Source organism: Streptosporangium sp. NPDC002544 (assembly GCF_040295965.1).
Lineage (GTDB): Bacteria > Actinomycetota > Actinomycetes > Streptosporangiales > Streptosporangiaceae > Streptosporangium.
The window spans coordinates 29,827-42,694 of record NZ_JBEOWJ010000034.1 but is presented as its reverse complement, the minus strand read 5'-3'; the positions used below and the strand labels follow the sequence as shown (position 1 = coordinate 42,694).

The 12,868-nt window shown below is 72.9% G+C and carries 10 protein-coding genes; 8 read left to right on the top strand and 2 right to left on the bottom strand.

Annotated elements, in window-relative coordinates; translation table 11 throughout:
- Positions 1-327: 327 nt before the first annotated feature.
- Positions 328-1,254, top strand: coding sequence for an NAD(P)H-binding protein (locus ABT061_RS37785; protein WP_350927215.1), 927 nt, complete (start codon positions 328-330; stop codon positions 1,252-1,254).
- A gap of 4 nt (positions 1,255-1,258) precedes the next feature.
- On the opposite strand, the gene ABT061_RS37780 is transcribed toward ABT061_RS37785, so the two are convergent.
- Positions 1,259-2,797, bottom strand: coding sequence for an MFS transporter (locus tag ABT061_RS37780; RefSeq protein WP_350927213.1), 1,539 nt, complete (start codon positions 2,795-2,797; stop codon positions 1,259-1,261).
- 476 nt (positions 2,798-3,273) lie between these two features.
- Between ABT061_RS37780 and ABT061_RS37775 the strand changes: the two genes are divergently transcribed.
- Positions 3,274-3,942 carry a TetR/AcrR family transcriptional regulator gene (locus ABT061_RS37775; protein ID WP_350927211.1) on the top strand — a complete coding sequence of 223 codons (669 nt, stop codon included), beginning with the start codon at positions 3,274-3,276 and terminating at the stop codon, positions 3,940-3,942.
- A gap of 316 nt (positions 3,943-4,258) precedes the next feature.
- Positions 4,259-5,359, top strand: a complete 1,101-nt coding sequence (manA, locus tag ABT061_RS37770; protein WP_350927209.1) for a mannose-6-phosphate isomerase, class I — start codon at positions 4,259-4,261, stop codon at positions 5,357-5,359.
- Between the two features lie 124 nt (positions 5,360-5,483).
- Here manA and ABT061_RS37765 read toward each other — a convergent pair whose 3' ends face one another.
- The gene (locus ABT061_RS37765; RefSeq protein ID WP_350927207.1) at positions 5,484-6,698 is read right to left on the bottom strand and encodes a PucR family transcriptional regulator; all 1,215 of its coding nucleotides are present in this window, start codon (positions 6,696-6,698) and stop codon (positions 5,484-5,486) included.
- A gap of 109 nt (positions 6,699-6,807) precedes the next feature.
- On the opposite strand from ABT061_RS37765, the gene ABT061_RS37760 reads away from it, so the two are divergent.
- Genes ABT061_RS37760 through ABT061_RS37740 form a run of 5 tightly spaced genes read left to right on the top strand, consistent with a single transcriptional unit; the run spans position 6,808 to position 12,584 of the window.
- Positions 6,808-8,139 carry a cytosine permease gene (locus tag ABT061_RS37760; protein WP_350927205.1) on the top strand — a complete coding sequence of 444 codons (1,332 nt, stop codon included), beginning with the start codon at positions 6,808-6,810 and terminating at the stop codon, positions 8,137-8,139.
- Entirely contained in the window at positions 8,136-9,155 is a 1,020-nt protein-coding gene (locus tag ABT061_RS37755) for an LLM class flavin-dependent oxidoreductase (protein WP_350927203.1), read from the top strand. Before ABT061_RS37760 ends, ABT061_RS37755 begins: the two co-directional genes overlap by 4 nt.
- Positions 9,152-10,339, top strand: a complete 1,188-nt coding sequence (locus ABT061_RS37750) for a M24 family metallopeptidase (RefSeq protein ID WP_350927201.1) — start codon at positions 9,152-9,154, stop codon at positions 10,337-10,339. The genes ABT061_RS37755 and ABT061_RS37750 overlap by 4 nt, the downstream gene beginning before the upstream one ends.
- Positions 10,336-11,634 carry a threonine synthase gene (locus tag ABT061_RS37745; protein WP_350927199.1) on the top strand — a complete coding sequence of 433 codons (1,299 nt, stop codon included), beginning with the start codon at positions 10,336-10,338 and terminating at the stop codon, positions 11,632-11,634. Before ABT061_RS37750 ends, ABT061_RS37745 begins: the two co-directional genes overlap by 4 nt.
- A complete protein-coding gene (locus ABT061_RS37740; protein WP_350927197.1) occupies positions 11,631-12,584 on the top strand; it encodes an LLM class flavin-dependent oxidoreductase in 954 nt (317 codons plus the stop codon). The genes ABT061_RS37745 and ABT061_RS37740 overlap by 4 nt, the downstream gene beginning before the upstream one ends.
- The last annotated feature ends 284 nt before the right edge of the window (positions 12,585-12,868 follow it).

Here is a 12,868-nt window from a genome sequence, read left to right as displayed (position 1 = left end):
GTGCTCGAAGGCCGGACATGCCAGGATTCCGAGTTCATCAGCTCGACGGCGGCTCCCTTGTTGAAGGCTCGGGGGTTCGCTCCCGCGCCGTTCACACGATCAGCCTGAAACCGTCCGAGAACGGCAGGTCGTGGCCGCCGGGGGAACACGGGCGGATTGAAATGGTCACGTGACCGGTAAGCGGTCGAATCGGCCGGTGCGCCGGCACGTGGCCCGGAGTAGTGTTCCGATCACGGTACGTCAGAGCGCCGGGGACGGTGCGCGCCGCGATCCGTGACCGGCCGTGACCACCCCGACGTGACCACCCCGAGGTGAGGAGAGATCGCGATGGCCGACGACGACCCCGTCCTCGTCACCGGTGCCGGCGGAGGTGTCGGGGGCGTCGGGCGCACCGTGGTGGGGCTGCTGCGCGCACGCGGCCTGCCCGTACGGGCGATGGCGCATCGCGACGACGAGCGCGCGGACGCGCTGCGCGCCCTCGGCGCGCAGGTGGTGATCGGTGACCTCACCAGCCCCACGGACGTGGCGGACGCCCTCGACGGCAGTTCCCGGATGTTCTTCGGTATGAGCGTGTCGCCGTCGTACCTGGAGGCCGCCGCCACCGTCGCGACGGTGGCCCGCGCGGTGGGCGCCCTTGAGGTCCTGGTCGGCATCTCGCAGCTGACCGTGTCGCAGATGAACGCGTTGAGCACCGCGGAGTCCCACCAGCAGCGGCTGCACTGGCTGTCGGAGCAGGTGCTCGACTGGTCGGGACTCCCGGTCGTGCACGTCCGGCCCACCGTCTTCCTGGAGAACCCGATGTTCACGACGCTGGCCGAGCGTTCCATCGCCGACAGCGGGACCATCCGGCTTCCCTTCGGGACCGGCCGCACGTCGCCCGTCGCGGCCGGCGACGTCGCGGCCGTGGTCGCCACGATCCTGCGGGACCCCCGGCCTCACGTCGGGCACGTCTACGAGCTGACGGGCCCCAGGTCGCAGGGGATGGACGGGATCGCCGAGGAATACTCCCTGGCCCTGGGAAGGGAGATCCGCTACGTGGACGTCCCGCTCGACGCCTGGGTCGAGCGGGACCTCGCGCCCGCGGGGCTCCCGGCGCACACCGAGGAGCACATCGTCACCATGGCGCGCCTGCACCGCCAGAACCGCTACGACCGGATGACCGGGGACGTCGAATCGATCACGGGAAGGCCCGCGACGACGGTGCGGGAGTTCGTCGCGGAAAGGGCCGCTCTCTTCACCCGTCGCCCGCGGTGAGCGGTCACTCGGCGCCGCCGTCCGCCGTCGAGGCGTCCACGCGCACCGGCCGGAGCAGGAGCACGGTCAGCAGCGCCGTCAGCGCCATGCAGGCGGCCCCGAGGAGGGCGGCCAGGTGCATGCCGTCGGTGAAGGCCGAGCGGGCGACGTCGAGCAGGGCCGCTCCCGCCCCTCCCGGTATCCGCGCGGCCACCTCGACGGCACCGCCCAGGGTCTCGCGCGCCGCCTCGGCGTACTCGGGGGGCAGCGCGGGACCCGCCGCGGTGAGCCTCTCGCCGTAGACGGCCAGGCCGATGCTGCCCAGGATCGCGACGCCGAGCGCACCGCCCAGCTCGGTGGCGGCCTCCATGATCGCGGACGCCGAGCCCGCGCGCTCCGGCGGGGCGACAGCGACGATCATGTCGGAGGCCGTCGCCTGCACCGCTCCGATCCCCGTCCCCAGCAGGAGCAGGCCGCCGATGAGGGGCCATCGCTCGGAGTCCACCTCGATCCCGCTCATCACCAGGAAGCCTCCGGCGACGAGCGCCATGCCGCCGCCCATGATGTGTCCCGGGCGTACCCGCTGCGCGATCACGGCGGCCAGCATCGAGCCGGCGAGGGCGGTTCCGGCCGCGGGCAGGGTCAGCAGCCCCGCGACGAACGGCCGTAGCCCGAGCACCATCTGCAGGTACTGCGCGACGAAGTAGAACAGCCCCACCAGGGCGAAGACCGCGAGCGTGCTCGCGATCAGGGACACGGTGAAGCCCCGGCCGGCGAACAGCCTCAGGTCGAGCATCGGGGTGGGCAGCGTCCGCTGCCTGTGCAGAAAGGCGACGCAGAACAGCGACCCGGCGACGACGCCGAGCAGCGCCTGGAGGCCGAGGCCGTCGACGGCGAACTGCTTGATCCCGTAGACCGTCGGCAGCACGGCCGCCAGTGAGAGCGCGGCACTGAGCAGGTCGAACCTCCAGGGGCGCGGATCACGGTACTCGGGGAGCACGATCGGCCCCAGCACCAGCAGCAGGACCATGACCGGCACGTTGATCAGGAACACCGACCCCCACCAGAGGTTCTCCAGCAGCCGGCCTCCCACGATCGGCCCCAGCACGCTGCCCCCGGCGAAGCCGGCGGCCCATACCGCGACGGCCATCCGGCGCTGCCGCGGATCGCGGAACATGTCCCGGATCAGCGCGAGGGTGGGCGGCATCAGGCTCGCCGCCGCGGCGCCCTGCAGGGCGCGGGCCGCGATGAGCGACTCGGCGCTGGGGGCGTACGCGGCGATGACCGACGTGACACCGAACGCGGCGGCTCCGATCAGCAGCAGCTTCCGGCGGCCGATCCTGTCCCCCAGGGCACCCATCGTGATCAGCAGACCGGCCAGCAGGAAGGCATAGATGTCGACGATCCACAGCAGCTGGGAGCCGGTCGGCATGAGGTCCGCGCTCAGGAAGGGCAGCGCGAAGTAGAGCACCGTCACGGTCACCGAGACGAGCAGGACGGGCAGGACCAGCACCGCGAGTCCGAGCCATTCCCTCCGCCCTGCCGTGGCCACCGTTCGCACCATTGCCGAAACCTCCTCGGATACCCTGTACGCAAAATATGCGTATACATCGTACGCAAAATTTTTGGACGCATGCAAGGGTTGATATCCAGGCCAATACGGCACGCATTAACGTGCAGAAACACCTTCAAAAACAAGGAGGTTCAGCCAGGTGACGGCGTATCTCACTCGCCATAACGTCACACCGCCGCCTTTCATTACGTCACAAAAAACGCGTGTTAGAATTTCGTCACACCAGTGGGCGTGCCGGAATTGGACGAGGACGCATGTTGACGTGTGCGCAATGTGAAAAGCCGTTGGACGCCGCGCCTCGGGGTCGACGCCCGCGGTACTGCTCCCGTGCCTGTCAGGCACGGGCCTACCGGATCCGCGCCGCCGGACGAGCCGCGCGCCTCACCGAGCCCGCGCCGCGGACCGTTCTCCCCACGCCCCCGCCGAGCACCGGCGATCCGACGGAACGGCACGAGCCCCCAGCCGGCTTGAGCACCGAGCGAATCGTGCGCACCGCGGTCCGGATCGCCGACGCCGAGGGGCTGGACGCGCTGTCGATGCGCCGCGTCGCGACCGAGTTGGGCACCGGCGCGATGTCGCTGTACCGCTACGTGCCGGGCAAGGACGCGCTCGTCGAGTTGATGGTCGAGGCCGTCTTCGGCGAGGACCCGCATCCGGGCTCCGGTCCCGGTGGCTGGCGCACCGGACTGGAGGCCGCGGCGAGGCGGGAGTGGCGCATGTACTCCAGGCACCCCTGGGTGCTGCGGGTCATCGCCACCCCCCGGCCGCCGATCGGGCCGAACGTGCTGACCGACGTCGAGTGGGCGATGCGCGCCATGGACGGCCTCGGCCTCGACCCGACGACAACGCACTGGGTGGCCATGACGGTGAGCGCCCAGGTGCAGGGCGCGGCCCTGCTGCTGGTGAACGAAGTGGAGGCCGAGCGTCGCACCGGGGTCACGGCCGGGCAGTGGCGTGTGTCGAGGACGCCGGCGCTCCTGGAGATCCTGGAGTCCGGGCGGTTCCCGATACTGTCCAGACTCCACGCGGAGCGGGGGGACGTGATCGACATCGACGAGTGGTTCGAGTTCGGCCTGCGGCGTCTCCTCGACGGTCTCGCCGTCCTGGTGGAAGGCCGGGAGAAAGGGACGGCGTAGGACGCGGAGCCGGATTCGGCCCGCGGTCCGGCACGGTAAGGACCGTCGCGTGGCGGTGCGGTGCCCCGGGCGGTGAGACCCCGCGGTCGACGGACTTGTTCACCCGGTCTTGGCCGTGCATTGGCGGCCGGGAGACACCGAAGACGCGTAGCATCGGCGTTCTGTGGCATTCATTCGTTTCCTGCTCGGACTCACGGACACGGAGGATCATGAACGGCCCCCTCATCCCCGCCGCCCGCGCGGCGGCCGACCAGACCGGGCCGGGCGAGATCCCCGCGTCGCGGCGCTCCTTCCTGCCGGAGGCGGTGGAGACGCCGTGACGAGCCTGCTGCGCAATCCCGTGAAGAACTACGACTGGGGCTCGCGCACGGCCATCGCCACGCTGGCCGGGCGCCCCTCCCCCGCGGAGCGGCCCGAGGCGGAGATGTGGTTCGGCACCCACCCGTCCGGCTCCTCGTCGGTGCTGCGGCGGGGGACGTGGCACTCCCTCGCCGAGACGGTGGCCGCCGACCCGGTGGCCGAGCTCGGGGAGAGGACCGTTGAGCGGTTCGGCTCGCGGTTGCCGTACCTGCTGAAGCTGATCGCCGTGGACCTGCCGCTGTCACTGCAGGTTCATCCGTCGCGACAGCAGGCGGAGGAGGGCTACGCCAGGGGCGTCTACGTCGACCCGTTCCCCAAGCCCGAGCTGATCTGCGCGCTGACCCCGTTCACCGCGCTGGCCGGGTTCCGTCCGCCCGCGGAGGCCGCGGCGCTCATCGGCGGGCTGGGCATCCCGGAACTGGAGCCCGTCGTGGCGCCGCTGGCCGCCGGGGACGCCTCCGCCGCGCTCCGCGCGCTGGTGGAGTGGCCGAAGGAGGGCCGGGAGGACCTTGTGGCCGCGATCGCGCGGGCCGCGTCGGCCGCGGGCGGCCCCGACGACGAACTGGTGGTACGCCTGACCGGCATCCACCCGGAAGACCCGGCCTGCCTCGCCCCGCTCTTCCTGCGCCGCCACGAGCTGCGGCCCGGTGAGGCGCTGTTCCTGGGCGCGGGAGCCCTGCACTGCTACCTGAGCGGTTTCGGTGTGGAGATCATGGGCAGCTCCGACAACGTGCTCCGCGCGGGGCTGACCAGCAAGCCGATGGACGTCGACGAGCTGCTGCGCGTCACCGACCCCTCGATCTCGCCCCTGCCGGTCGAGCCGGTCGGCAACCTCTACCGCACGCCCGCCCCGGAGTTCCGCCTCGGCACGGCCGTTCCGGGCTCCGGGCTCACCCTGGAGGGCGGAGTACCGCGCATCCTGGTGTGCACCGAGGGCGAGGTCGAGGCCGGCGGGCAGGTGCTACGACCGGGTGAGTCCGCCTTCGTCCCCGCCGCCGGACCGGTCCGCCTGCGCGGTTCCGGGACGATCTTCTGGGCCGAACCGGGCCTCGACTGACCCGCCCACCGTCTCGGCCGCCGTAGGCCGGGGCCGGGGAAGCACGGCGCACGCCATCGTCCCCGCCCCGGCGCCCCGGCCGCGTGACGACGGGCAATCCCGTACCCGGGCAGGCCGGGGCCGGTCACTCCGGGCCGCGGTCGTCGAGCCGCGCGTCCTGCCGGCCCTGGCCGAGCTCGTCGGCCCGCAGCGCGAGGAGGACGTCGGGGCGCAGCAGCCGGGAGGGGGCGTCCAGGTCCAGCAGCCGGAGGATGCGGCGCAGGCGGTAGCTGACGGTGTTCTCATGGATCGACAGGTGCTGCGCGGTCAGCCGTACCGACAGGCCGCAGGTGAGGTAGGTCCGCAGGGTCTCGATGAGCACCGGGCTGGGTCTCAGCGGGGTCAGCACCGTGTCCACCAGGCGGCCGGCGTCGAGGGGGTTGCCGATGAGAAGCACCTCGGGGATGACCCGCTCGAAGTGGACGACCACGCGGTCGGCCCCCATCCGCAGCCCGGCCTCCAGGGCGGCCAGCGCCTCCCGGCACGACCCGCCCGCCTCCCCGAGCCTGGGCCGCGGCTCACCGAGGCCCAGGACGAGGCCCGGCGGGATGCCCGGCCGGCGGGCGGCGCGGGTCAGCGCCTCGTCGAGGCCGGGCGCGTCGGCGAGCAGAAGCAGCGTGGTGGCTCCCTTGCTCCCGGCGAGGATCCGGCTGCGCAGCCGGGGGCGCAGCGAGTCGAGCACCGCCTTCTGCGCCCTGGCGAGCGCGAGCGGGCTGGTCACGTCGGCCATGCCGATCGCGGCGGCGCGATGCGGCACCTGGGCGGGCACTCCGACGAGCCGGGCGCGTTCCTCGACGTCGGCGGGGTCGAGCGGCTCCCCGCCGGCGAGCCGGGACACCAGGTCGGTGGCGATCTGGTCGAGATGGGCGGCGGCCTCGCTGCGGGTCTGGCGGTAGGCGTCGGTCGAGGCGTCGATCATGGAATCGGTCAGCGCGGCCAGCCGCTGCACGAGCCCGGCGAGGTCGTGGCCCTGGATCGACGGCCCGGCCGCGGCGGCGAGCCGCTCCAGTAGCGCCCGCTCGGCGGTGTGCCAGGAGGCGACCAGGCTCTCGATCGGCACGCCCTGGATGGCCCGCCGCTGGCCGAGCAGCGCCGCGGACAGCAGTTCGGCCTCGGTGAGGGCCCGCCGCTCGGCCACCGCCGAGAGCACGGCGGTGAGGTTGGGCGCGACCACCTCGGTGAGGTCCTCGACCTCCATCCGCGCCTGGTCGTATCCGGGCAGGCGCTCCCAGACGGTGCCGACCAGGGTGGCCGCGATCTCCTCGACCTGCGCGAGGAGGCCGCGGGCCTTTTGTGTCATGTCCACAAAAGCGATCTCCCCATCTTCCGGCAGAGCCACGTAGTTGGGCATACGCCCCTTAATGGACTATGGACTATCCCAGGGCACAGTCCCAGTCAAGGAGGGCGCTATGAGTACAAAAGTGGAGTCGGAGTCGATCGCCACCGACCTCGACGACCACGCGCTGGAGCCTGTGCCCGCGCATCGGCGCAAGTCCCTGATCCAGATGATCATCGTCCAGATCGGCTGGAACATCAGCGTCAGCAGCTTCCTCGTCGGCGGTGTCGTGGGCGGCGGGACCACCTTCGGTGAGGGAATGGCCGCGATCCTCGTCGGCAACCTGGTCCTGGTGGCCGTGTCCGCGCTGATCGGGCTGGTCGGTTACCGGACCGGCCTGTCCAGCTACCTCGCCGCCAGGGTCGTCTTCGGCCGCCAGGGCGCGGTCGTGGTCTCGCTGCTGCTCGGTGTGATCGCCATGGGGTTCATCGGAGTGCTGATGGACACCTGGAGCGGGGCGGTGCACAAGCTGATTCCGGCGATCCCACCATGGGCCTTCATTCTGGCGTTCGGCGCCGCCATCACCACGACGGCGATCTTCGGGTTCAAGGGACTGGCGAAGTTCTCCGCGATCGCGGTGCCCATCGAGGTCGCGATCGCGCTGCTGGCGCTCTTCAAGATCGGCGGCGGGGACGGCGGGTTCGCCGAGGTGGCCGCCCAGCAGCCCGCGGTGCCCATCGGGTTCGCCGTCGCGGTCGGCGCCGTCATCTCGACGTGGGTCACCGGCGCCGCGCTCGTCGGGGACGTGACGCGTTTCGCCTCCCGCGGCCGGGATGTGATCATCTCCTGCTTCGCCGGGTTCGTCGTGGGCGCGGGTGTCTTCGAGATCATCGCCACCGTCTCGGCCATGTCCGTGGGCAACAGCAACTTCGTGCTGGTCATGCAGGGACTGGGCCTGCTGGCCCCGGCCGCGGTGATGCTGGTGCTGGCCCTGTGGAACACCGCCGACAACAACCTCTACTCGGCCTCGCTCGCCTTCACCAACGCCTCCAACACCCTGGGGCTGCGTGTCGGCAAACCCACCTGGACCATAATCTCGATCGTCATCGCGATCCTGGTCGCCTTCGCCGGCCTGGCCGCCCAGTTCCTCGTCTTCCTGAACGTCATCGCGATCATCGCGCCGCCGTTCGCCGGCGTGCTCATCGCGCACTTCTGGATCCTGGCCCGCCACCACACGGGCGACCAGCTGCTGGAGTCGGCACCGGCCGTGCGGGCCGAGGCCCTCGTGGCCTGGGTCGTGGCGGCGCTGCTGGCGAAGTACACCGACGTCCTGCTGACCGACGCCATCGAGGGGCTGGTCTACGGGTTCGTCTGCTATGCCGTACTGGGCTGGGCGGTGACCGCCCTCAGGCGGAACGCCCCGATTCCGGTCACGGCCGACGCACGGGAAGGAGATGTTCGATGAGATTCGGTCTGGGAGTGCCCACGGGCACGGAGGGACTGATGTACCCCGTCCCCTACGCCGACGCCGCCGAGGCGGTCGAGCTGGCCGTCCAGGCCGAGCGGCTGGGATTCGACTCGGTCTGGGGCAACGACCACGTGACCACGCAGGGCTACGTGCGCGAGGAGTTCGACACCCCGCCCCGCTACTACGACCCGTTCGCCTATCTGAGCTACGTCGCGGCGCTCACCAGCCGGATCCGGCTGGCCACGGCGATCATGGTGCTGCCGTTCCGCAACCCGGTGGTGGCCGCCAAGCAGGTCGCCACCCTCGACCGGCTGTCCGGAGGCAGGGCCGTGCTGGGCGTGGGCATCGGCGCCTACCGCGAGGAGTTCGAGGCGATGAACCCCGGGCGGCGCATCAACAGGGGCGAGCACGCGGCCGAGGCCATCCAGGCGCTCAACGCGTTGTTCACCGAGCGGCGCGCCTCCTTCAAGGGGCGCTGGGTCGAGTTCGAGGACGTGGAGTCCTACCCCAAGCCGGCACAGCCCGCGCTGCCGATCCTGTCCGGCGGCAACGCGCCGGGCTCCCGCACCCGCGCGGCGCTGTACGCCGGCGGGTGGCTGCCCGCCTGCCTCACCCCCGGCGAGGTGGCCGCGGGCATCGCCGACATCAGGGCGCAGGCGGCGGCCGCGGGCCGCGAGCTGCCCGGCGGGTTCGAGGTCGCGCTGCAGGTGGCGGTCTGCGTGGCGCCCACCCACGAGGAGGCCTGGCGCAGATTCCGCGCCTCCCAGCTCCACAACCACATGGTCTCGCTGTCCGGCACGACGCTGAAGGACCAGGGCGTCTCCGACCTGGCGAGCCGCAACCTCATCGGCACTCCGGACAGCGTGGCCGAGCAGATCGCCGCCTACCGGCAGGCCGGCGTCGACACCCTCGCCGGGCTGCTGTTCGCGGCCGACACCGTGCCGGAGACGCTCGACGCCATGCACGAGTTCAGCGAGACCGTCATCGCCAAGCAGGCGGGAGGTCGGCCGTGAGCGCCGTTCCCCCCGCCCCGGACGTCGACCTGCGCCGGCTGGCGGCGGAGCGGCTCACCCGGCTGCGCGGGGCCCTGGCCGAGGCTCCGTTCGACGCCGTCGTCCTCACCACTCCGGAGAGCGTCCTGTACGCCACCGGCTACCGCAGCGTGGCCGGGGCACTGTTCCGCGCCCACCGGATGGCGGCCGTGGTGACCGGCGACGACTGCTGGCTGGTATGCCCGGCCGCCGACACCGCCCCCGCGGTGGACGGCGGCGTGCCGGAGGACCGGGTGGTGCCGTTCGGCCGGTTCTACTTCGAGTCGTCCGGCCCCACGCCCCTCACCGGTGCCGCCGACCGGCACCCCGACCTGTACGCGGCGCTCGCCACCGCGACCCGTGCCGCCGGGGCGGGGCTCCGGTACGGCGTCGAGGGGCTCGACGGCGAGGTGGCCCTGCGCGAGGCCGCGGGCGACCCCGCCGCGGCCGATGCCACCGGCTGGGCGAGCCGGGTCCGCGGAGTGAAGCTCCCCGGCGAGGTGGCGCTGCTGCGCCACGCCGCCCGGCTCGCCGAGGCCGGAGTCCACGCCGCCCTGGAGATCGCCGCGGAGGGGGTGTCCGAGCACGAGCTCGCCCAGGCGGTGGCCGCCACGATGGTCGCCGGGGGCGCCGAGCCTCGCTTCGTGGTGGCGACCACCGGCCCGCGCTCCGCCCTGGCCGACGCCCACCCGACCGACCGGCGCTGGCGCCCCGGCGAGCTGGCCCGCTTCGACATCGGCTGCCTGTACGCCGGCTACTGGTCCGACATCGGGCGCACCGCGGTGCTCGGCGCGCCCGACGCGCGCCAGGCCGGTCACTACGCGGCGATCCTCGCCGGCCTGGACGAGCAGGTCGCCCTGACCCGCCCCGGCGTGACCGCCTCGGAGGTCTTCGACGTCGCGATGCGGGCGGTGCGGCGGGAGGGGGTCACGCCCTACCGGCGCCAGCACTGCGGGCACGGCATCGGCCTCGCCGTCTACGAACCGCCCATCGTCTCCCCCGGCGTGGAGACGGCGCTGGAACCGGGCATGACATTCTGCTTCGAGACGCCGTACTACAACCTCGGATGGGGCGGGATGATGGTGGAGGACACCCTGGTGGTGACCGGCGACGGGGCGGAGCTGTTCACCCGCTCGCCGAGGGAGCTGACGGTGGTGCCGGCATGACCCCGGTCTCCCGCTACCTCGGCCGGCTGGCCTGCCAGCGGTGCTCGGCGACCTACCCCGACCCCTCGCTGGAACTCGCCGGGCGCGGCTGCCCGGCCTGCGAGAAGGAGGGGGCGCCCGCCAACGTGCTCCCGGTCTACGACCTCGGCGGCCTGCGCGGCCTGCCCTGTGACCCCGCCCAGCCGGGGTTGTTCCGCCACCGCGCGCTGCTGCCGCTGGACGGCGCCACACCCGCGGTGAGCCTGGGCGAGGGCGGCACCCCGCTGGTACCGCTCCCCCGCACCGCCGAACGCCTCGGGCTCGGCGCGGTCCTCGTCAAGGACGAGACCCGCAACCCGACCTGGTCCTACAAGGACCGGCTGGCCGCCGTGGCGGTCACCAAGGCCGTGGAACTGGGCGCCCCGGCGGTGGTCGTGGCGAGCACCGGTAACCACGGGGCGGCGGTCGCCGCCTACGCGGCGCGCGCGGGGCTGCCCTGCGTGGTGCTGACCGTGGCGTCGGTACCGGCCACGATGAAGACGCTCATGCAGGTGTACGGTGCTCGCGTCGTCGCCCTGGAGAACCCCCCGGATCGGTGGCGTCTGATGCGGCGGCTCGTCGAGGAGCGCGGCTGGCTGGCGATGTCCGGGCACGCCGACCCGCCGGTGGGGTCCATCCCCTACGGCGTCGACGGCTACAAGACGATCGCCTACGAGATCGTCGCCGACCTCGGCCGGACTCCCGACCACGTGGTCGTGCCCGTCGCCTACGCCGACGGGCTGGCCGGGATCCGGCGCGGCTTCGCCGACCTCGTGGAGTCGGGGCTGGCCGACCGGATGCCGGTCCTCGTCGCGGCCGAGCCGTTCGGCCCGCACCACGCCGCCCTGGCCGCCGGCACGGACACCGCGGGACCGGTGCCGACCGCCCCGTCGGTCGCGTTCTCCATCGCCTCGCCGTACGGGACCTTCCAGGGCCTGGCCGCGCTGCGGGCGACCGGCGGCCGGGCGGTGCCCGTCCCCGACGACGCGCGCATCCTCGACGCGCAGGGCAGGCTCGGCCGGGAGGCCGGCCTGTACCTGGAGGCCTCGTCCGTCACCGCGCTGGTCGCGGTGGAGGACCTGGCCGGGTCGGGTGCGCTGCCCGCCGACGCCACCGTGGTCGTGGTCGGCACCTCCACCGGCCTGAAGGACGTCGGGGCCACCGCCGCCACCCTGCCGCCGGTGCCCGTCGTGGAACCCACGCCCGCCGCGCTCGACCGGGGGCTCGCCGCACTCGACCGGCGAAGTGGCGGCCTCGGCCCGGAGGGCGAGCGATGAGACTCGCGTTCTCCATCTCCGGGCACCGCGACGCCGCCTCCGCCGTCGCGGTCGCCAGGCTCGCCGAGGAGGCCGGGTTCGACACCGTGTGGATCACCGAGGACTACTGCGAGCGCGGCGCCTTCGCGCTGGCCGGCGCGATCGCCGCGGTCACCGGGCGGATCCGGGTGGGCATCGGGGTGGTCAACCCCTGGACCCGCCACCCGGCGCTGATCGCCATGGAGCTCGCCGCCCTGGAGGAGATCAGCGGCGGGCGCGCGATCCTCGGCCTCGGCGCGAGCAACTCCCGCTGGATGACCGACCGGCTCGGCATCCCCTTCGACCGGCCGATCGGCCGCCTGACCGAGGCGGTCGACATCGTCAGGGCGATGATGACCGGCGAGCGCGTCGACCACCGGGGCGAGCACTTCCGCGTGTCGGCCGGGCTGTCCTTCACCCCGCCGCGCCGCACCCCGCCGATCGTGCTGGGGGTCAAGGGGCCGCGGGCACTGGCCCTGGCCGCCGAGCGGGCGGACGGCCTGCTGCTGTCCATCCTCTCCTCCGCGCCCTACGTCGCCTCGGTCCGCGAGCGCGTCGGGGCCGGGGTGGAGCTGGCCGCCTACGTCGGGCTGTCGGTGGGCGAGGACGCGCGCGCGGCCCGCGACCGGCTGCGCCCCATGGTGGCGACCTACCTCGGCGTGCACGGCGACCACGAGATCACCAGAACCGCGGGGCTCGACGCGGGGCTGTGCGCCGCGTTCCGCGAGGGGTGGCTCTCCGACGCTCCGCGCACCGATCTCGTCGACGACGCGCTGCTCGAACTGTTCGCCGCCGCCGGGACGGCCGCCGACGCCGCCGCGTCACTCGGCCGCCTGGCCGCCGCCGGCCTGGACGTGGCGGTCGTCCGCGACGACCCCGACACCGATCCGGGACGGCTCATGCACGCGGCCGCCCTCGCCATCGGCCGCTGATCCGCCTTCTGGCCGGCCCGCCGGGACCTACGCTCCCGGCGGGCGCTCACCGTCCATACCGGCCCGCTATGACGGATAACCCGTACGGTGCGCGAAGCGTCCCCACCAGCGAGGCTGGAGGTTATTCGATGACACCATCCGAGATGGTCGCGGACCAGGACCTCCGTCTGGAGCTGATCCTGGTCGAGGTACTGCACCACGAGGCCGAGCACCTGGTGACCGGCTGAGCGCCCCGGTCCCGGCTCCAACGGGGGGAGCCTGGACCGGAGTCGTCCGGACGGACG